Origin of the sequence: Mesorhizobium sp. B2-6-4 (assembly GCF_006441495.1) — a bacterium.
Classification (GTDB): Bacteria; Pseudomonadota; Alphaproteobacteria; order Rhizobiales; family Rhizobiaceae; genus Mesorhizobium.
In genome coordinates, this window is record NZ_VFUE01000021.1 from 72,306 (window position 1) to 92,660 (window position 20,355).

General features: G+C 63.8%; 20 protein-coding genes. 15 read left to right on the forward strand and 5 right to left on the reverse strand.

All coding sequences use genetic code 11. The features are described from left to right. Nucleotides 1-104: 104 nt before the first annotated feature. Nucleotides 105-1,064 (forward strand): DUF1402 family protein, encoded by a 960-nt coding sequence (locus FJ426_RS25045; protein WP_140561754.1) that lies wholly within the window; start codon nt 105-107, stop codon nt 1,062-1,064. Between the two features lie 69 nt (nt 1,065-1,133). On the opposite strand, the gene FJ426_RS25050 is transcribed toward FJ426_RS25045, so the two are convergent. The 3 genes from FJ426_RS25050 to FJ426_RS25060 are packed head-to-tail and all read right to left on the reverse strand — an operon-like array spanning nt 1,134 to nt 3,825. Next, a complete protein-coding gene (locus FJ426_RS25050; protein WP_181172275.1) occupies nt 1,134-2,372 on the reverse strand; it encodes an FAD-dependent oxidoreductase in 1,239 nt (412 codons plus the stop codon). Next, the gene (locus tag FJ426_RS25055) at nt 2,369-2,683 is read right to left on the reverse strand and encodes a MocE family 2Fe-2S type ferredoxin (protein WP_140524123.1); all 315 of its coding nucleotides are present in this window, start codon (nt 2,681-2,683) and stop codon (nt 2,369-2,371) included. The genes FJ426_RS25050 and FJ426_RS25055 overlap by 4 nt, the downstream gene beginning before the upstream one ends. Before the next feature lie 44 nt (nt 2,684-2,727). Next, the gene (locus FJ426_RS25060; protein WP_140491229.1) at nt 2,728-3,825 is read right to left on the reverse strand and encodes a fatty acid desaturase family protein; all 1,098 of its coding nucleotides are present in this window, start codon (nt 3,823-3,825) and stop codon (nt 2,728-2,730) included. A 166-nt stretch (nt 3,826-3,991) separates the two neighbouring features. Between FJ426_RS25060 and FJ426_RS25065 the strand changes: the two genes are divergently transcribed. The 10 genes from FJ426_RS25065 (at nt 3,992) to FJ426_RS25110 (ending at nt 12,751) form a co-directional block, all read left to right on the forward strand. Next, nucleotides 3,992-5,023, forward strand: coding sequence for a LacI family DNA-binding transcriptional regulator (locus FJ426_RS25065; RefSeq protein ID WP_140491231.1), 1,032 nt, complete (start codon nt 3,992-3,994; stop codon nt 5,021-5,023). Nucleotides 5,024-5,416: 393 nt separating this feature from the next. Beyond that, entirely contained in the window at nt 5,417-6,358 is a 942-nt protein-coding gene (locus FJ426_RS25070; protein WP_140491233.1) for a sugar ABC transporter substrate-binding protein, read from the forward strand. A 108-nt stretch (nt 6,359-6,466) separates the two neighbouring features. Then, nucleotides 6,467-7,543 (forward strand): ABC transporter permease, encoded by a 1,077-nt coding sequence (locus FJ426_RS25075; RefSeq protein WP_140517734.1) that lies wholly within the window; start codon nt 6,467-6,469, stop codon nt 7,541-7,543. A gap of 2 nt (nt 7,544-7,545) precedes the next feature. Next, the gene (locus FJ426_RS25080) at nt 7,546-8,313 is read left to right on the forward strand and encodes an ATP-binding cassette domain-containing protein (RefSeq protein ID WP_140561751.1); all 768 of its coding nucleotides are present in this window, start codon (nt 7,546-7,548) and stop codon (nt 8,311-8,313) included. A gap of 116 nt (nt 8,314-8,429) precedes the next feature. Continuing rightward, nucleotides 8,430-9,425, forward strand: coding sequence for an inositol 2-dehydrogenase (gene iolG, locus FJ426_RS25085; protein ID WP_140561749.1), 996 nt, complete (start codon nt 8,430-8,432; stop codon nt 9,423-9,425). Nucleotides 9,426-9,450: 25 nt separating this feature from the next. Further along, nucleotides 9,451-10,245 carry an SDR family oxidoreductase gene (locus tag FJ426_RS25090; RefSeq protein ID WP_140491241.1) on the forward strand — a complete coding sequence of 265 codons (795 nt, stop codon included), beginning with the start codon at nt 9,451-9,453 and terminating at the stop codon, nt 10,243-10,245. A gap of 207 nt (nt 10,246-10,452) precedes the next feature. Continuing rightward, nucleotides 10,453-10,614 carry a hypothetical protein gene (locus FJ426_RS31500; protein ID WP_181167258.1) on the forward strand — a complete coding sequence of 54 codons (162 nt, stop codon included), beginning with the start codon at nt 10,453-10,455 and terminating at the stop codon, nt 10,612-10,614. 87 nt (nt 10,615-10,701) lie between these two features. Further along, nucleotides 10,702-11,793, forward strand: coding sequence for a 3-deoxy-7-phosphoheptulonate synthase (locus FJ426_RS25100; protein ID WP_140561744.1), 1,092 nt, complete (start codon nt 10,702-10,704; stop codon nt 11,791-11,793). A 117-nt stretch (nt 11,794-11,910) separates the two neighbouring features. Continuing rightward, on the forward strand, nt 11,911-12,276 hold the full coding sequence (locus FJ426_RS25105) for a metalloregulator ArsR/SmtB family transcription factor (RefSeq protein ID WP_140491248.1): 366 nt from the start codon (nt 11,911-11,913) through the stop codon (nt 12,274-12,276). Beyond that, nucleotides 12,254-12,751, forward strand: a complete 498-nt coding sequence (locus FJ426_RS25110; RefSeq protein WP_140561742.1) for an SRPBCC family protein — start codon at nt 12,254-12,256, stop codon at nt 12,749-12,751. The genes FJ426_RS25105 and FJ426_RS25110 overlap by 23 nt, the downstream gene beginning before the upstream one ends. 43 nt (nt 12,752-12,794) lie before the next feature. Here FJ426_RS25110 and FJ426_RS25115 read toward each other — a convergent pair whose 3' ends face one another. Next, nucleotides 12,795-13,430, reverse strand: coding sequence for a LysE family translocator (locus FJ426_RS25115; protein WP_140825554.1), 636 nt, complete (start codon nt 13,428-13,430; stop codon nt 12,795-12,797). A gap of 129 nt (nt 13,431-13,559) precedes the next feature. Here FJ426_RS25115 and FJ426_RS25120 point away from each other — a divergent pair, with 129 nt between their 5' ends. After that, nucleotides 13,560-14,258 (forward strand): YafY family protein, encoded by a 699-nt coding sequence (locus FJ426_RS25120; RefSeq protein WP_140491254.1) that lies wholly within the window; start codon nt 13,560-13,562, stop codon nt 14,256-14,258. Nucleotides 14,259-14,278: 20 nt separating this feature from the next. Here FJ426_RS25120 and FJ426_RS25125 read toward each other — a convergent pair whose 3' ends face one another. Continuing rightward, nucleotides 14,279-15,388, reverse strand: coding sequence for a Gfo/Idh/MocA family oxidoreductase (locus FJ426_RS25125; RefSeq protein WP_140561737.1), 1,110 nt, complete (start codon nt 15,386-15,388; stop codon nt 14,279-14,281). Between the two features lie 155 nt (nt 15,389-15,543). Between FJ426_RS25125 and FJ426_RS25130 the strand changes: the two genes are divergently transcribed. From FJ426_RS25130 to iolD, 3 genes are all read left to right on the forward strand, one after another. After that, nucleotides 15,544-16,389 (forward strand): MurR/RpiR family transcriptional regulator, encoded by an 846-nt coding sequence (locus tag FJ426_RS25130; RefSeq protein ID WP_181165350.1) that lies wholly within the window; start codon nt 15,544-15,546, stop codon nt 16,387-16,389. A 141-nt stretch (nt 16,390-16,530) separates the two neighbouring features. After that, on the forward strand, nt 16,531-18,465 hold the full coding sequence (iolC, locus tag FJ426_RS25135) for a 5-dehydro-2-deoxygluconokinase (RefSeq protein WP_140561735.1): 1,935 nt from the start codon (nt 16,531-16,533) through the stop codon (nt 18,463-18,465). 34 nt (nt 18,466-18,499) lie between these two features. After that, entirely contained in the window at nt 18,500-20,350 is a 1,851-nt protein-coding gene (gene iolD, locus FJ426_RS25140) for a 3D-(3,5/4)-trihydroxycyclohexane-1,2-dione acylhydrolase (decyclizing) (protein WP_140524142.1), read from the forward strand. The last annotated feature ends 5 nt before the right edge of the window (nt 20,351-20,355 follow it).

The following is a 20,355-nucleotide window of genomic DNA, read 5'->3' on the forward strand; positions in this document are numbered from 1 at the left end:
TGGTATCATTCGGCCACCTTTCGTTCTGCCGAGCGCAGGGCCGCTCTCGACTCGACCAGGAGCTTTACCTAGTTTGCGCGGCAATTCTCTAGGCGGCGGGGCGCATGAAAAAACTCATCCCAGTCATTCTCGGCTTGACGCTGGCGGCAACGCTGTTCGGCGCCGACGCGGCAACCCTGGTGCCGCCGGGAAACCGCAATGCCGAGCAGCCCAGCATTCCGGGAGCCTCGAGCCGGCGCACGCAGGCCACCAACACCACTTTCCAGGCGAAGTACCGCAAGGTCTACGCGCTGCTGCAGAACGACGCCGACCTGCGCGGCAAGATCAAGAAGACGGCAAGCGTCTACGGCATCGATCCAATGCACATTGTCGGCGCCATCGTCGGCGAGCACACCTACAATGTCGACGCCTACGACCGGCTGCAGACCTACTACGTCAAGGCGATCTCCTATCTCTCCAGCAAGCTGTCCTTCGCCTATGACGGCGAGGACATCACGGATTTCGTGCAGCGGCCGGAATTCAGGAAATGCGCCGGAATGTCCGACAGTTACGATTTGTGGGAATGCCGCGAGCAGGTGTGGAACCGTTCGTTCCGCGGCAAGACCGTCGGCGGCGAGGATTTCCCCAACGACCGTTTCGGCGCCACTTTCTTCCAGCCCTACTATGCCGGCCAGACCTTTGGTCTCGGCCAGCTCAATCCGCTGACCGCGCTCCAGATGAGCGATCTCGTGCACAAGGTTTCCGGCCTGCCCAAGCTCGACGTCGGCGATCCCAATGCGGTCTACAAGACCATCATGGATCCCGACCTGACGCTGCCCTACGTCGCCGCGACGATCCGGAAATCGATCGACGCCTACAAGAGCATCGCCGGCTTCGACATTTCGAGCAATCCGGGCCTGACCGCCACGCTCTACAATGTCGGCAATCCCGAGCAGCGCGCCTATGCGCTGAAGGCGGAGAACGAGAAGCGCAGCGCCGCCGGCGAGCCGGTGAAGCTGCCGGAGGAGAATTATTACGGCTGGCTGGTCAATGACAAACTACCGGAGCTGAAGGCGCTGTTTTAGGGAGCTCAGGCGCGCTGACGTTAATTTGCCAACGCCTGCGCCGCAGACCCTGACAATTGGCGTTGCATCCTACGCCGCCAGCAGCGACTTCAATTTCACCGCCTGCGAACCGAGCGCTTCCGGCGCCGGCCTCGCCCGTTTGCCGATCAGCATCTCCGCCAGCCTGATATCGCGGGCGACCGCATTGCCCGGCCCGATGCCGCTGGCGGCCACCAGCCTGCCGTCCTCGGCAAGGTGAAAGAGGATGAAGGCGTCCTCGCCGAGATCGCGGCGCACCGTGCTGCGGCCTTCGTCGGAAAGCCCCGCGATCTGCAGGGACAGGCCATATTGATCCGACCAGAACCACGGCACCGCCGCATGTGCCTCGGCGGCGCCGAGCATGTTTTTTGCCGCCAGCGCGCCTTGTTCCTGGGCGTTGCGCCAGGCCTCCAGCCGCACGCGACGGCCGCCATAGACGGCAAGCGGGAACGAACAGCAGTCGCCGGCAGCGAAGATGTCGGGGTCGGTGCTGCACAGTTCGGCATCGACTGATATGCCGTTGTCGATGGCCAGTCCCGCTTCGGCGGCAAGAGCCGTCACCGGCACGGCGCCGATGCCGATGATGGCGAGATCGGCGAGGATTTCGCGGCCGCCGGCAAGCACGATGCGCACCTGCCTGCCGTCGTCGGCGATCGAGGCAATGCCTTCGCCGCACGCTATGTCGACGCCTTCGGCGACGTGGGTGTCATGGACGACCTTGGCGATCTCGGCCGGTACGCCGCGCATCAGGATGCGCGGCTGCGCCTCGATGACGGCGACCGCAGCACCGAGCTTGCGGGCCGCCGCGGCGAGCTCGAGGCCGATGAAGCCGCCGCCGATGACGGCAATGCGGTTACCCGCCTTGAGATGGGCGCGGATAGCCAGCGCATCGGCGAAGGTCCTGAGGTAGACGCAGCGCCCGCCAAGGCCGGGCATCGGCAGTTTGCGCGGCGTCGAGCCGGTCGCCAGCAGCAGCTTGTCGTAGGGCAGGACCGAACCGTCCGACAGGCGCACAGTATGCGCGGCGCGATCGATCGCTGCAGCCTGAATGGAATGGATATGCCGGATGGACTTTTCGGCGAGGATCTCGTCGCTGGCGATCGCCTTGATCTCGGGCACGCCGCCGGCCATGGCGTCCTTGGACAGAGGCGGCCGTTCATAGGGCAGATGCGGCTCGTCGCCGACCAGCGTCACCGGTCCCTCATAGCCGAGGTCACGCAATGCAAGCGCTGCCCGGCCGCCGCATTCCCCGGCGCCGATGATGACCATTCCGCGCGTCATACCGGTCATCCGATCTGGACGAGGACGCTGCCGGCGTCGACCTTGACCGGATAGGTCCTGAGATTGACGCAGGCCGGCGCGCCCTTGGCTTGGCCTGTCTTGTAGTTGAAGCGGCCATTGTGCTTGGGACATTCGATGATGTCGTCCATGACAAGCCCGTCGGCGAGATGCACCTTTTCGTGCGTACAAAGGCCGTCGGTGGCGAAATACTCATCATCGGGGCTGCGATAGATGGCGTAGCTGCGGCCGCCGTGATCGAACCGCATCACATCTTCTTCGTCGATGTCTCCCACGGCACAGGCCTCGACCCAGTCGCTCATACATTTCTCCCGCGAAATTTCCCGATCGCGCCTCACGGCGGATATCACTCCGCCGCGGCGTTGAAGGCAGCATTGTCGTTGTGCAGATCCTCGCGATACGGCCTGGCCGTTGGCGGCAGCTCGCGCTTGAGGAAATAATCCTCGTTGCGCAACTGGCGCCAGAAGACAGGCAGCATCTCGCGATAGCCGGCCAGGATCGAGGGCGTCGGCGCCGGCAAATCATGCTTGATCAGTTCATGCAGCTTCGGCAGCGCATGGTAGGGCACCATCGGGAACATATGATGCTCGACGTGGTAGTTCATGTTCCAGTAGATGAAACGGCTGATCGGGTTCATGTAGACGGTGCGGCTGTTCAGCCGATGGTCGGTGACGTTGTCGGCAAGACCGCCATGCTGCAGCAGGCCGACCATGACGTGGTGCCAGGCGCCATAGAGCCTGGGCAGGCCGACCAGCATCAAGGGCAGGAACGAGCCGGTATAGAGCGCCAGCGCGATGGTTGCGGCATAGATCGCGGTCCAGATGCGGGCGATGCGGATCGCTTTCGGCTGTTCCTGCTCGGGAATAAAGGTCTTTTCGGCCGCGCTGATGTTGCCGGCGGCGTTGCGCAGCATGTCTGACATCGCATGCCAGGCGTCGAGCACGCCGACAAAGCCGAGGATGGCGCGCACCAGGTCCGGCGGCCGCATAACCGAGATTTCCGGGTCGCGGCCGACGATGATGGTGTCGGTGTGATGGCGCGTGTGGCTCCAGCGCCAGGTCACCGGGTTGCGCATGATCATGAAGCAGGCGACCTGATAGACCCAATCATTCATCCACTGCGTGCGGAAGGCCGTACCATGGCCGCATTCGTGCCAGCGGGAATCCGTGGACGAGCCGTAGAGCACGCCATAGGCGAAGAAGAACGGCACGCACCACCAGGTGCCCCAGAACCAGGCACCGCCGGCGCCGCTGACGATGAGCGCGGCGATCCAGATCGCCGTGTCGCGGAGCGCGGGCGCGTCGGAGCGCTGCATCAGCTCCTTCATCTGCTTGCGGGGAATGTCGGTGTGATACCATTCGGCCGCCGACAGGCCGGTCTCGACGGCCAGCCTGGCGTCGCGGCCGATCAGGCTGTAGTCACGCCGGGACGGCGCAGCATGCATGGTTGCCTCCCTCGGCAAGGGCATCCGCCACGCGAATGCCCGACATTTCCTGACTTCGAGGCTGAAAATAACGCCAGCTCATGATAGACTCAACATCATAAAGATAGTTTCTATCATTTCCTATCATCAAGATGTAGGAAAGATGCACGGTCAAATGAGGACAGACATGGCGAAACGGCCGACCATATCAGATCTGGCGCGCATCTCCGGCGTCAGCGTCGCCACGGTGGACCGGGTGCTCAACAGCCGCCTGCCTGTGCGCGAGGAAACGGCGCGCCGCGTCTATGACGCCGCGACCGAGATCGGCTATCACGCCGCAGGCCTGATCAAGCAGCGTATGCGCCAGGAATTGCCCGAGTATCGGCTGGGTTTCCTGCTGCTTCGGGGCAATGACGTTTTCTATGGCGATTTCGCGCGGGAACTCGAACTCGCGGTCGCACAATCGCAGCGCTTCCGTGGCGTCGCAACCATCGATTTCGCCAGTTCCCTGGCCCCGGATGAGATCGCTGCCCAGATGCGCAGGCTGGCGGCGAAATCGCGGGCGATCGCCGTGGTCGGCCCTGACCATCCGACGCTGACGGCGGTCGTGGAGGCGCTAAAAGCCAGGGGACAGCCGGTCTTCTCCCTGCTGTCCGACTTCGCCGCCGGCATCCGCGAAGGCTATGTCGGGCTCGACAACCGCAAGGTCGGCCGCACCGCCGCCTGGATGATCTCGAAGGCTGCGAGGAAGCCCGGCAAGGTCGCCCTTTTTGTCGGCAGCCATCGCTTCCACGGCCATGAGCTGCGTGAGATCGGTTTCCGCTCCTTCTTTCGCGAGCATGCGCCGGACTTCAACGTGCTGGAGACGCTGGTCAATCTGGAGGCCAACCAGGTGACCCATGATGCGATGATCGATCTTCTGGCGCGATATCCGGATCTTGTCGGCTGCTACGTCGCCGGCGGCGGCATGGAAGGCGCCGTCTCGGCGCTGCGGACAGCGAAGCCCGCAAGCATGCCGGTGGTCGTCTGCAACGAGATCAACGCCGAATCGCGCGCCGCGCTTGCCGACAACATCCTGACGATGGTGATCTCGACGCCGCTTGCCGCGCTCTGTCGCGAGCTCGTCGATCGGATGGCGCATGCCATCGAAACGGGTGCGGCCAATGCGCCGGGCCAGACATTCCTCCCCTTCGACATCTATTTGCCGGAAAACATCTGAAGCCATTTCAGGAATGCGCGCAGCGGTTTTCCGTCCAGGTCGCGTCAGGACGGAAGGTAGAGCGTTTCCATGAAACGATAAAACCCTCGGGCAGCCCGGTCTGCCGCAAACCGGCCGCCTGAAATGATAGAATCCATCAGAGGCAGCCGAAAATCGCACGCCCGAATTCGGAATTTCCCTTGACGCCCCGATCCGAAATGGAATAAATATTTCACTGACTGTACATTTTGGTTCTTTCGTTCCGACAACATCTGGTTCGAGCAGGCAGTTCGGCGTTCCAGCCAGTGGTGAACCCCGTTGGAACGAAATGATATCAGGGAGAGATTCCTCGAGGAGATCGGGGATTCCGGATAGATCGGTGCGACCGGACACCCAAAGTGGAGGAGAGATACAATGAAGAAAATGATTTTGGGCGTCGCTTTCGCGGCGCTGATGAGTTCGTCCGCCATGGCCGCCAAGATCGGCGTGTCGATGGCCAAGTTCGACGACAATTTCCTGACCGTGCTGCGCAACGGCATGATCGAGCAGGCCAAGGGCATGAGCGGCGTGGAGCTGCAGGTCGAGGACGCGCAGAACGACGTCGCCAAACAGCTCGACCAGATCAAGAACTTCGCCGCATCAGGGGTCGACGCCATCATCGTCAATCCGGTCGACACCTCGGCCACGCAGGCGATGTCGGATGCCGCGGCCGCCGCAAAGATCCCGCTGGTGTATGTCAACCGTGAACCGGTGAATGTCGACACGCTGCCTGACAACCAGGCCTTCGTCGCTTCGAACGAGGCCGACTCCGGCACGCTCGAAACCAAGGAGGTCTGCCGCCTGTTCAAGGAAGCCGGCAAGAAGGAAGCCAATGTCTATGTGATCATGGGCGAGCTTTCCAACCAGGCAGCCGTGCAGCGCACCAAGGACATCGAGGAGGTGATCGCAACGCCGGATTGCAGCTTCATCAAGATCATCGACAAGCAGACGTCGAACTGGAACCGCGATGAGGCCCAGAACCTGATGACCAACTGGCTGTCGACCGGCAAGCCGTTCGACGGCGTCATCGCCAACAATGACGAAAGCGCCATCGGCGCCATCCAGGCAATGAAGGCCGCCAATGTCGACATGAAGACGGTTGTCGTCGGCGGTGTCGACGCCACGCAGGACGCGCTCGCCGCCATGCAGGCAGGCGACCTCGACGCCACCGTGTTCCAGGACGCGGCTGGCCAGGGCGCCGGCGCGCTCGACGCGGCACTGAAACTGTCCAAGGGCGAGAAGGTCGAACACAAGGTCTACGTGCCTTTCCAACTGGTGACGCCGGCCAACATCGACAAGTTCCTGAAGAAGAACTGAGCGGCGGAACGGTTCACCTCGGGGCGGCGCTCAAAGGACCGGGCGCCGCTCCTCCTCTCGGCGCTTTCATGGCGTCAGGAGCGACCGCGGCTGACGGAGGATAGACGAGTGGCACAGACATCTCATGGCGTCGGCGGGGTCAGCTATGATGCGAAGAAGCGCATATGGCCGGCGGAATTCAACGTCTTCCTGGCGCTCGTCATTCTTGTCGTCATCTTCGAATTGATCGGCCGCGTCTTTCTCGGCGACAGCTTCCTGTTCAACACCCGCAGCAATGTCGGCGGCCTCTTCAACGAGGCGCGGCTACAGATCATCATCCTGCAAGTATCGATCGTGGGCATCATCGCCATCGGCGTGACGCAGGTGATCATATCGGGCGGCATCGACCTGTCGTCGGGCTCGATCGTCGGCGCCACCGCCATGATCGCCATGAGCTTCGCCCAGGTGGCGACGGTCAACGGCAACCCCAATCCCAAGGCGATGTTCCTGGCTCAGGGCTGGACCGACCTGCCGGTCATCGTGCCGGTGCTGGTCGCCATCGGCTGCGGGCTGCTGGCAGGCCTGGTCAACGGCGCCCTGATCGCCTACACGCGCATTCCGCCCTTCATCGCCACGCTAGGCATGATGGTGACCGCGCGCGGCATCGCCAAATGGTGGTCCAAGGGGCAGCCCATCTCGTTCCCGACCGAGAGCTTCGCCGCCATCGGCAAGGGCCTGATGCCCGTCATCATCTTCCTGTCGCTGGCCGTGCTGTTCCAGCTGATCATGACCTACACACGATACGGCAAGCATTGCTACGCGATCGGCTCCAACGAGGACGCCGCGCGCATGTCCGGCATTAAGATCGCCAACCACAAGATCCTGGTCTACGTCATCGCCGGCATACTCGCGGCGCTCGCCGCGGTGGTGCTGTCTTCCAAGAACCTCACCGCCCAAGCCGGCATGGGCGTGATGTACGAACTCGACGCCATCGCCATGGCGGTCATCGGCGGCGTATCGCTGTCGGGCGGCCGCGGCTCGATCATCGGCACGGTGATCGGCGCGCTGATCTTCGGCGTCATCATCTCCGGCTTCACCTTCCTGCGCCTCGACGCCTACTACCAGGAGATGGTCAAGGGCGTGATCATCGTCGGCGCCGTCGTTCTCGACCAGTGGCGCCAACGCCTGCGGGCATTGAGGGCTTGACCATGTCAGACATCGTCCTGAAGACCGAAAACCTGACCAAGCGCTATGGCGGCGTGCAGGCGCTGGAAGGCGCGAATTTCGAGCTGCGCAAGGGCGAACACGTCGCCATCATGGGCGACAATGGCGCCGGCAAGTCGACTTTCGTGCGCCAGATCACCGCCGTCGAGCAACCGACCAGCGGCCAGATCTGGTTCGACGGCAAGCAAGTCAATTTTTCGGGCCCTATCGAGGCGCGCGAGGCCGGCATCGAGACCGTGTTCCAGAACCTGGCGCTGGCCGACGACCTCGACGTGCCGTCGAACCTGTTCCTTGGCCGCGAAAAAGTGCTGTTCAATCTGGGACCGTTTTCGATCCTGGACCGCCGGGGGATGCGCAAGGCGACCGAAGCCGCGCTGGTGCGCACGGCGGTGAAAATCCCCAACCTGTCGAACACCATCCGCCACATGTCGGGCGGCCAGCGGCAGTGCGTGGCGATCGCCAGGACCGCGACCTTCGCCTCCAAGCTGATCATCATGGACGAGCCGACGGCAGCACTCGGCGTGCAGGAGACCGCGCAGGTCGAGAACATCATCCGCACGCTGAAGGACAATGGCGAGCCGCTGATCCTGATCAGCCACAATATGCGCCAGGTGTTCGACCTTTGCGACCGCATCGTCGTCTTCCGGCGCGGCCGCATCGTCGCCAATTTGCGCAAGGAGAACACCGACGGAAACGATATCGTTTCCTACATCACCGGCGCCAAGACCGGAGGGGCCGAACTCGCGGCCTAGGCCGGGCGCGGAGGCGGCGGTCATCGCCTCCCTGTCGATCTTGTCTTGACCGGAAAAACACCTGCGCGCATGACCGGCGCCCCGCCAGCTTCGAACCATCCCCAGAGGAAATTTCCATGACTCTCCGCTTCGCCCTCCTCGGTGCCGGCCGCATCGGCAAGGTCCACGCCCGCGCCGTCGGCTCCAATCCGCAGGCCAAACTGGTCGCCGTTGCCGACGCTTTCGAGAAGGCGGCGAGCGAACTCGCCACGGCCTACGGCGCCGAGGTGCGCACCATCGATGCCATCGAGAAATCCGGGGACATCGACGCGGTCGTGATCTGCACGCCGACCGACACCCATGCCGACCTGATCGAGCGCTTCGCCAAGGCCGGCAAGGCGATCTTCTGCGAGAAACCGATCGACCTCGACGTCAGCCGTGTCGAGCAGTGCCTGGCCGTGGTCGAGAAGGCCAAGGCGACGCTGATGGTCGGCTTCAACAGGCGCTTCGACCCGCACTTCGCTGCGGTGCGCAAGGCAATCGATGACGGCGCCATCGGCGTGGTCGAGATGGTGACCATCACGTCGCGCGATCCGGGCGCACCGCCGATCGACTACATCGCGCGCTCCGGCGGCATTTTTCGCGACATGACCATCCACGACTTCGACATGGCGCGCTTCCTGCTCGGCGAAGAGCCGGTGGCGGTCAGTGCGCATGCCTCGGTGCTGGTCGACAAGAAGATCGGCGAGGCCGGCGATTTCGACTCGGTCAGCGTCATCCTCGAAACCGCGTCGGGCAAGCAGGCCGTCATCTCCAATTCCCGCCGCGCCACCTATGGCTACGACCAGCGCATCGAGGTGCATGGCTCGAAAGGCATGGTCGCGGCCGAGAACCAGCGGCCGGTGTCGATCGAACTGGCCAATGAAAAGGGCTATACGCGCCCGCCGCTGCACGATTTCTTCATGACCCGCTACCTCGACGCCTATGCCATTGAGATTGCGTCCTTCATCGCCGCCGCGACGTCGGGCAAGAAGGCGGCACCGAGCGGGACGGACGGGCTCATCGCACTTCGGCTGGCGGATGCGGCGCTGAAATCGGCGACATCAGGCCAGACCGTCCGCCTCGACAAGTAACGACTTAAAGCACAGGAGCAGAGCGATGAGCGCATCAGCCGATCGCAATTCACAAACGCGCGCCATCGTCACCGGCGGCGCACAAGGCATAGGCTTCGCGGTCGCCGAGGTATTGGCGGACGAAGGCTGCCGGGCGCTGGCCCTGATCGGCCGCTCGCAGGAAAAGGGCGACAAGGCAGTCGCCAGCCTCAAGAAGTCGGGCGTCGACGCGATCTTCATCAGCGCCGATGTCTCCAAGGTGGCCGACTGCAAGCGCGCCGTCGCCACCGCGCTTTCGCATTTCGGCACCATCAACGCCCTGGTCAACGCCGCCGCCACATCCGCGCGCGGCTCGTTGGTGGAGACTAGCGAGGAGCTGTTCGACACCATCTTCGACACCAATGTGCGAGGACCCTTCTTCCTGATGCAGGGCGTTGTGGCGCATCTGCTTGAGAAAAAGGCCCCCGGATCGATCGTCAACGTGCTGTCGATGTCGGCGCATACCGGCCAGTCGTTCCTGACGCCCTATTCGACCAGCAAGGGCGCACTGATGACGCTGACCAAGAATGTCGCCAATGCCTACCGCTTCAACCGCATCCGTTGCAACGCCGTGCTGCCCGGCTGGATGGACACCGAGGGCGAGGACATCGTGCAGAAGAAATGGCACGATGCACCCGACGACTGGCTCGAGAAGGCCGAGGCCGCGCAGCCGATGGGCCAGCTGGTGAAGCCGGACCAGCTTGCCCGGCTGATCAGCTACATGGTCAGCCCGCAGTCCGGCGTGATGACCGGCTCGCTGGTCGACTACGACCAGAGCATCGCTGGGGCGTCGCCGGAGTAGCGGCCGCGTAAGCGAAACCGTTAACCAGGTGGTCATCCACGGGCGGAGCAAGGAGCGCAGCGACGCGGCGCAGACCCGAGGATCCATGCCGCGACTTCCGGGCCGTCGCTACGGCGCAAGATTCTGCACCGCAGCACTCTCCCATCTAGGTCGCGGCATGGATCCCAGGGTCTCCGCGACGGAGCTTCGCTCCTGCTTCGCCCTAGAATGACGAAATCGCAAAGGCTCGGCCCTCACCTGAAATTGCTTGCTACCAGGGTACGTGACAAACGCCGCCGCTTCGACTATATGAGCCGCATGATCCACCTGACCGCCACCTATTGGTACTTTAGCAGCTCGCTGGCGGCGGGAGGATTGCGCTCGATCTGAAGATTGCAGCAAACAGTCCGACAAGCCGCCAGACCTGGCGGCTTTTTTGTTTTCAGCCGGCAGGTCTCCCAACCAGGAGCAGAAGCCGTGTTGACCACCACAGACGACCTTCGGGTCAAGGAACTGAGACTGCTGAGCACGCCGGAAGAGGTGATGCGCGAGATACCGCGCTCACTCACGGCGACGCGCACCGTTGCCGCCTCGCGCAACGCCATCCACTCCATCCTGACCGGGGCCGACGACCGACTTGTTGTCATCGTCGGCCCTTGTTCCATCCACGATCCGGTCGCGGCCGTTGACTATGCCAGCCGTCTGGCGGCGCTGCGCGAAGCTCTGTCCGACCGGCTCGAGATCGTGATGCGGGTCTATTTCGAAAAGCCGCGCACGACGGTCGGCTGGAAGGGCCTGATCAACGACCCCGACCTCGACGGCAGTTTCAACATCGACAAGGGGCTGCGGATGGCCCGCAATGTGCTGTCGGCCGTCAACAATCTGGGCCTGCCGGCGGCGACCGAATTCCTCGACATGACCACGCCGCAATACATTGCCGACCTCGTCGCCTGGGGCGCGATCGGCGCGCGCACGACCGAGAGCCAGATCCATCGCGAGCTGGCCTCGGGCCTGTCCTGTCCGGTCGGCTTCAAGAACGGCACCGACGGCAATCTCAGGATCGCTGCCGAGGCGGTGAAATCCGCCGCCCAGCCGCATCATTTCATGGCGGTGACCAAGGGCGGACGCAGTGCGATCGCGGCAACGACCGGAAACGAGGATTGCCATGTCATCCTGCGTGGCGGCGTTCAGCCCAACTATGACGCGGCAAGCGTCGAGGCCGCCTCGGTCGAACTCGCCCGCATCGGTATCGCGCCCCGCCTGATGATCGATGTCAGCCATGCCAACTCAGCCAAGAAGCCGGAGAACCAGCCCAAGGTCGCGGCTGACGTGGCGGGACAGGTCGCGGCGGGGGACGAGCGCATTATCGGCGTCATGATCGAGAGCAATCTCGTCGCCGGCCGGCAGGATGTCGTGCCGGGTAAGCAGCTCGTCTACGGCCAGAGCATCACCGATGGCTGCATCGACTGGGCGGCCACGGAGACGGTGCTGCACGGCCTTGCCGGCGCCGTGGAATGGCGCCGGTCGGCGCGCCGCGCCTTGATGGAGAGCCGGCAGGGCGCCGCCTGATCCGGTTGAAGCATTAGGGCGGCGTTTCCGGTTTCAGCCCAGGACCACGCCGCCCTAGGGCCCGCAGCCTCCACCTCCCTTGCGTGCCACCAATCTGCGTGTTACACACTGAACCAAATGGTTCAGTATTCCGCGACCCGCCTGGACGCCTCGTTCGCCGCGCTTTCGGACGCCACCCGGCGCGGCGTTCTGGAGCAGCTCGGCCGTGCGGACGCTTCGATCACGGACTTGGCCCAGAAATTCCACATGACCCTCACGGGCATGAAGAAGCATGTCGGCGTCCTGGAGCAAGCGGGACTCGTCACGACTCGGAAGGTCGGGCGCGTGCGGACCTGCAAGCTGGGCCTGCGTCGCCTGGAGGATGAGGCGGAATGGATCGAGAGATACCGGCAGCTCTGGGCCGCACGCTTCGACGAGTTGGATAAGGTTATCGAGGAATTGAAACGCAAGGAGGAAGTCGATGGACGCAGGAAGAGCGAGTGAGGCCAAACGCACGACGGTGGAACGGAGGTCCGACCGGGAGTTGGTCGTTACGCGAAGCTTCGACGCGCCTGCGCGCATCGTGTTCGAGGCGTGGACCAAGCCTGAGCTGTTCAAGCAGTGGTGGGTGCCGAAGTCGATGGGCATGTTCCTGCGTTCCTGCGAGATGGATGTTCGTGTGGGAGGCGGGTACCGTTTGGTGTTCGGGCATGACGGCTCGAACCCTGCCGAGTTCTTCGGCAGGTATCTCGAAGTGACACCGCACTCGCGCCTCGTCTGGACCAATGACGAAGGGGGTGAGGGTGGACCCGTCACCACGGTGACCTTCGAGGAAAAAGGCGGCAAGACGCTGCTAGTCATGCGCGAGCTCTATCCCTCGAAGGAAGCCCTCGACGCCGGCGCCGGGGCGACGGATGCGATGTCCGAGCAATTCGAGCAGCTGGACGAGCTTCTCGCCACGCTGCAGGGCGCCGCCTGATCCGGCCGGCGCCAGAAGGGCGGCGGTCCGGTCTAGCCCGGCATTACGCCGCCCTCAGCCCTTCCCATGCGGTGAACACGGACACCGCGAAGAGCAGCAGCCCGGCCGCCCGGCCGGCAAGGATGGTCGCTCGCGGATTAGCGATCAGCAGCTTGCGGCTGCGGCCGGCCGATATTACGAGCCCGCCATAGATCGCGGCCTGCGTCAGCACGGTCAGCAGGCCCATCACCGTCGCCTGCATCCAGATCGGGCCGTAGTCCGTTTTCAGGAACTGCGGATAGACGGCAAGGACGAACAGGTAGGCCTTCGGGTTGATCAGGCAGGTCACAAGGCCTTGGCGAAACGCCTTCCATGCCGAGCGGCTGCCGGCGGGCCCGTCGCGACCGACAGTGATGGAGCTGCGCATCAGCGTGATGCCGATGAAGGCCATGTAGGCGGCGCCTGCAATCAACAGCGGCTTGAACAGGATCGGCAAAAAATGCATCAGCAGGCCGACGCCGATCGCGCCGTTCAGCGTGTGCACCATGCCGCCGACCATGATGCCGCCGGTCGCGGCAAGGCCCCTGTCGCGCCCGCCCGTCAGCGCATTGGCCAGCACGAACAGCATGTCCATGCCCGGAACGGCGATGATGCCGAACAGCAGGATAAAGAACAGCCAGAGATTTTCAGCATAGCTCATGTCAGTAGCCTGTCGCCTCGCTCGGCCCAGCCGCAGCGGAACCTGTTGATTTTCAATCCGATAGACGATCCTATAGGCCGAACCAACTGACGATGATGTGTCAGTTGTGATCGGCAACGGGTGAGAAAAATGCGCAAGGCGTCGCGCCTGTTCGAGATCATCCAGATCCTGCGGCTGGCGCGGCAGCCGGTGACGGCGGCAATGATAGCCGCGCAGCTGGAGGTGACGATACGCTCGATCTATCGCGACATCGCAGCGCTTCAGGCCATGCGCGTGCCGATCGAGGGCGGGAGGGGCATCGGCTATATCCTGCGCCCCGGCTTCGACTTGCCGCCTCTGATGTTTTCGATCGAGGAGATGGAGGCGATCGTGCTGTCACTGGCGCTGCTGGAGCGCACGGGCGACGACGAGCTCAAGCAGGCAGCCAAGCGCGTCGGCGCCAAGATCGCCGGCGCCGTACCGCCGCCTTTGCGCCAGACGCTCGACGCCAATGCGCTGCATGCGTGGGGATTCGCCGCGCCCTCTGCAGGTGCGATCGACCTGGCGCTGGTGCGCCGCGCTATACGCGACGAGGAGAAGCTCGACCTCTCCTATCGCGACGAGCTTGGCCGCGCTTCCGAGCGCCTCATCCGCCCGATCGCGCTGATCTATTACGCCGAGACCGCCAACATCGTCGCCTGGTGCGAGCTGCGCCAGGCGATCCGCAATTTCCGCAGCGACCGCATCGAGGATTGCCAGCCGACGGGACTGCGCTTCAAGGGCGAAGGCGATCGGTTGCGGCAGATCTGGGTCAATGGGTGGGAAGTCAACGCAGCGGCCGCCGGCTAAACCGACCAGCGGAGCGAACCTTACCTTACATCCACCCAGCGCTTCTCCTCGAACGATCGCGCCATCGCATGCACGGTGCGCTCGATCTCCAGACCTTCGTCGAATTCGATGAGCCGCGCCGGTCTGCCGGCGAGCCGGGTCAGCAGTTCATGGCATTCGATGATCTTGAGATCGTTGAAGCCGAGGCTATGCCCGGGCGCGGGCACGAACAGATCGTAGGGCTTGTGCTGCGGCGCCACCAGGATGGTGCGATAGCCCTGTTCGGTCGGGCGATCCGATGTGAGGTAGAGCTGGAACTCATTCATCCGCTCCTGGTCGAACAGGATCGAGCCCTTGGAGCCGAAGATCTGGACGGCGATGCGGCCCTTGCGGCCCCAGGCCGAACGGTTGACCAGAAGCGTGCCGGCGATGCCGTTCTCCAGATGCATCAGCACGGAGGCAATGTCGTAGGTCTCGACCGCGCGGCGGCCGCCGGCGGCCAGCTTGCGATCGGCATAGGGCTTGGCCATGTCGCAGATGACGCTGGCGACGCGGCCGAACAGGGTCGACACCAGCGACAGCGGATGCACGGCGAAATCATCAAGCGCGCCATAGCCGGAAGATGCCTCGTGCTTCCAGAAGAACAGCGCCTCGGGATCGGCCATGAAATCCTCGTCCATCTCGATGCGCAGATGGTTGACCTCGCCGATGATGTTTTCGTCGAGCAGCGCGCCGATGTGGCGGATGGCCGGGCTCTGGATGTAATTGTAACCGAGCGCCGCGACCTTGCCGGATTTCTTCGCCGCGGCCGCCATCGCCTCGGCTTCGGCGAAGCTCGGCGCCATCGGCTTTTCGCACCACAAATGCTTGCCGGCCTCGAGAACTGCGATGGCCATTTCCGGATGGAACTGGTTGGGCGTGGTGAGCGAGACGACGTCCACTTCGGGATCGTTGACGACGGCGCGCCAGTCACCGGACGCCCTGGCGAAACCGAACTCGCCGGCCTTGCGCCTGGCGAGATCCTCATTGACCTCGCCGAGATGGACAAGCCGCGGTTTGGTCATGTCTGGAAAGACGGCGCCGACGGCACTCCACGCGATGGCGTGGCACTTGCCCATGAATCCCGTGCCGATAAGACCGACGCCGACCATTTTCCGTTCCTCCACCGTCATAGATGCTACGTGGATGAATTAGTCCATTTTTGTTCGGAATGGAATGTCTGCCTCATTTTTTATGGTGTTCTTGCGCAGCCTCGCTATGATGGGGCAGAGAGGACGCTTCACCGATGAGCTTGGACGGGCCGACGATGGACGAACGGGTACCTCGCGACTTCGAGACGCTGCGCGCCACGATCCTCGATCGGCGCGAAAGCCTGCCCAAGCGCATCGCCCAGATCGCCGCTTATGCGCTCGACAATCCCGACGATATCGCCTTCGGCACCGCCGCCAGCATCGCCGCCTCGGCCGGCGTGCAGCCCTCGACACTGATCCGCTTTGCCCAGCAGCTCGGCTTTGACGGCTTCACCAGCCTGCAGCAGGTGTTTCGCGAACGGCTGCGCGAGCGCAACTCCTCCTATGACGAACGGCTGCAGGCGCTGCGCGCCAAGGCCGAGGGCGGCGCCGGCCACCGGGCGATCTTCGACGGCTTCGTCGCCGCCGCCAGCACCTCGCTCAACGACATTTCGCGCACGCTGGACGACGCGCATCTGGAAGAAGCGATTTCCCTGCTGGCCAAGGCACAGACCATCTATGTGCTGGCCAAGCGGCGCTCCTATCCGGTGGCGTCCTACATCGCCTATGCGCTTGGCAAGCTGAAGATCCGCAACCAGCTGATCGAATCAGCCGCCGGCCTCAACGCCGAGATGGTCAGCTTTGCGACGCCCGCGGATGCCGTCGTCGCCATTTCCTTCTCGCCCTATGCGCCGGCCACGATCGAGGAGGCGCGCACGATTTCGGAACAGGGCGTGCCGATCATTGCCATCACCGACAGCTCGTTTTCACCGCTTGCTCAGTTCGCCAGCGTCTGGTTCGAGGTTGCCGAGGCGGATTTTGCCGGCTTCCGCTCGCTATCGGCGACGATGGCGCTGGCCATGGCGCTGACCGTTGGCGTCGGCGAGAAGCGGCGCAACCCCGGCAAAGGGCGCAAGGCCTGAGTGGAAGGCAAAAGGCGATTTTAGATCGGGGAATGCTCATTCCATATTGACTATGGATTGGAATTATTATTTCATATTTTTCGGCGCCACGCTGCCGCTCGCGCGTGTACCCCAACATAACAGGCCCGACGGGAGGTTCCAATGAGCGAAGCCGTGGACGCGAAATACGCTGCGCTCGACGTCATCACCATCGGCCGGGCTTCCGTCGACCTCTATGGCCAGCAGATCGGCTCACGGCTGGAGGACATCACCTCCTTCGCCAAGTCGGTCGGCGGCTGCCCCGCCAATATCTCGGTCGGCACGGCGCGGCTCGGCCTGCGTTCGGCGCTGCTGACGCGGGTCGGCGACGAGCAGATGGGCCGCTTCATCCGTGAACAATTGAAGCGCGAAGGCGTCAACACCGACGGGCTGAAGACCGACAAGGAGCGATTGACCGCGCTGGTGCTGCTTTCGGTCGAGAGCGAAGGCGTTTCGCCGATGATCTTCTACCGCTCCGACTGCGCCGACATGGCGCTGGCCGAGGAGGACATCGACGAGGCGTTTATTTCCTCGGCTCGCGCGGTCGTCGTCACCGGCACACATTTTTCCCGGCCCAACAGCGATGCCGCCCAGCGCAAGGCGATCCGCATCATGAAGGCCAAGGGCGGCAAGGTCGTGTTCGACATCGACTACCGGCCGAACCTCTGGGGCCTGGCCGGCCACGCCGAGGGTTTTGAGCGCTACGTCAAGTCCGACCGCGTCTCGGCACAGTTGAAGACGGTGCTGCCCGATTGCGACCTCGTCGTGGGTACCGAGGAAGAGATCATGATCGCCTCGGGCGCCGACGACTGCCTGAGCGCGCTAAAGACGATCCGTTCGCTGTCCTCGGCCACCATCGTCTTGAAGCGCGGCGCCATGGGCTGCATCGTCTATGACGGGCCGATCAGCGACGATCTCGAGGACGGCGTGGTCGGCAAGGGTTTTCCGATCGAGATCTACAACGTGCTTGGCGCCGGCGATGCCTTCATGTCGGGCTTCCTGCGCGGCTGGCTCGGCGGCGAAAGCCTTGCCACGGCGGCGACCTGGGCCAATGCCTGCGGCGCCTTCGCCGTGTCGCGGCTGTTGTGTGCGCCGGAATATCCGACCTTCGAGGAATTGCAGTTCTTCCTCAAACACGGCAGCAGGCATCTGGCGTTGCGCAAGGACGAGGCGATCAACCACATCCATTGGGCAACGACGCGCCGGCACGACATTCCCTCGCTGATGGCATTCGCCTGCGACCACCGGGTGCAGCTCGAGGACGTGGCGGCCAAGACTGGCGCCGATGCCTCGCGCATCGAGGACTTCAAGGTGCTGACGGTGAAAGCGGCGGCCAAGGTCGCCGCCGGGCGCGACGGATACGGCATGTTGCTCGACGAGAGGCATGGCCGCGAGGCGATGTTCGAATTCGCCAGGCATTCCTTTGCCTGGCTCGGGCGGCCGGTGGAGCTGCCGGGCTCGCGGCCGCTGCGCTTCGAATTCTCGCAGGACATCGGTTCGCAGCTCACCGAATGGCCGGTCGACCACTGCATCAAATGCCTTTGCTTCTATCATCCCGACGATCCGCCGGGCTTGAAGGAGGAACAGCAGCAGAAATTGCGCGCACTGTTCGAGGCCGCGCGGAAAGTGGGCAGGGAGCTTCTCATCGAGATCATCGCCGGCAAGCACGGCAAGCTCGACGACACGACCATCCCGCGTGCGCTTGAGGAACTCTATGCGCTCGGCATCAAGCCGGATTGGTGGAAGCTCGAACCGCAGGCGTCTAGCGGCGCGTGGACGAAGATCGAGGCCGTGATCCTGAAAAACGATCCCTGGTGCCGCGGCGTCGTGCTGCTCGGCCTGGAAGCCCCGCAGGACGAGTTGGAGGCCGCCTTCGCAGCGACGGCCAAGGCGCCTATCGTCAAGGGTTTCGCGGTCGGCCGCACCATCTTCATCAATGCCGCCGAACAATGGCTTTCCGGGAAGATGTCGGACGACGAAGCGATTGCCGACATGGCATCGCGCTTCGAGCAACTGACCGAGGCATGGCTTGCCGCGCGCGGCCGTAAAGCAGCATAAGAAGGCACGGGCACAGGGACTGCGGAGGAAACCAATGAGCAAGACAATCCGCCTGACGATGGCGCAGGCGCTGACCCGTTTCCTGAGCAAACAGATGACCGAGATCGACGGCGCAAAGGTACCGATCTTCGGCGGCGTCTGGGCCATCTTCGGCCACGGCAATGTTGCCGGCATCGGCGAGGCGCTCTACCAGGTGCGCGACAAACTGCCGACCTTCCGCGCCCACAATGAACAGGCGATGGCGCATGCGGCGATCGCCTATGGCAAGGCCAATTTCCGCCGCCGCTTCATGGCCGCCACCTCATCGATCGGGCCCGGCGCGCTCAACATGGTGACGGCGGCGGCACTTGCGCATGTAAACAGGTTGCCTGTCCTGTTTCTGCCGGGTGACGTCTTCGCCAACCGCGTTCCCGATCCGGTGCTTCAGCAGGCCGAGGATTTTTCGGACGGCACGGCGACGGTCAATGACTGTTTTCGTCCGGTGTCGCGCTATTTCGACCGCATCACGCGGCCGGAGCAGATCATCCCGGCGCTCAACCGCGCCATGGCCGTGCTGACCGACCCGGCCGAATGCGGGCCGGTGACCTTGTCGCTCTGCCAGGACGTGCAGGCCGAGGCCTATGACTATCCCGAGAGCTTCTTTGCCGAACGGGTCTGGCGCCAGCGCCGGCCGCGCCCGGACCGGGCTGAATTGGCGGCTGCGGTTGCAGCGCTGAAGAGCGCAAGCAAGCCGCTGGTGATCGCCGGCGGCGGCGTGCTCTATTCTCGGGCCTCGGACGAACTGGCGAAATTCGTTGAAGGCGCCGGCATTCCGGTCTGCGAAACGCAGGGCGGCAAATCCTCGCTGCCGGACGATCATCCGCTCAACATGGCGGCGATCGGCGTCACCGGCACGTCGGCCGCCAACCGGCTGGCGGAAGAGGCCGATGTCGTGCTCGCCATCGGCACGCGCCTGCAGGATTTCACCACCGGCTCCTGGGCGCTGTTCAAGAATTCGGGCAAGACCATCATCGGCTTGAATGTGCAGCCTTTCGATGCCGGCAAGCATCGGGCATCGCCGCTGGTCGCCGACGCGGCCGAAGGCTTGGCCGAACTCGGTGCCGCGCTGAAGGGTTGGAAGGCGCCATCCGCCTGGACCGACAATGCGGCAGCCGGCAAGAAGGAATGGCAGGCCGAAGCCGCCAAGGTGACGGCGTCGACCAATGCCGCCTACCCTTCCGACGCGCAGGTGATCGGCGCCGTGCAACGCGCCATGGGCTCCGGCGTGACGCTGCTCAACGCCGCCGGCGGGCTGCCGGGCGAATTGCACAAGCTTTGGCAGGCCGGCGCGCCCGGCTCCTACCACGCAGAATACGGCTTCTCGACCATGGGCTATGAGATTGCGGGCGGGCTCGGCACCAAGATGGCCAAGCCTGACGAAGAGGTCGTCGTCATGATCGGCGACGGCTCTTACCTGATGCTCAATTCCGAGATCGCCACCTCGGTGATGCTCGGCCTGAAGCTAACCATCGTGCTGCTCGACAACAGGGGTTTTGGCTGCATCAACCGGCTGCAGATGGCGACCGGCGGCGCCAACTTCAACAATCTCCTGAAGGACGCGCGCCACGAGGTGCTGCCCGACGTCGACTTTGCCGCGCACGCCGCGAGCATGGGGGCGATCGCCGAGAAGGTCTCGTCGATCGCAGGGCTGGAGACGGCGCTGGCTCAGGCGAAAGGCAACGACCGCACCACGGTACTGGTCATCGACACCGATCCGCTGGTCTCCACCGATGCCGGCGGCCACTGGTGGGACGTGGCGGTGCCGGAAGTCTCCGAGCGCAGCCAAGTGAACGCGGCGCGCAAGGTCTATGACGAGAAGCGGCGGATGCAGAGCGTCGGCGATTGATCTCG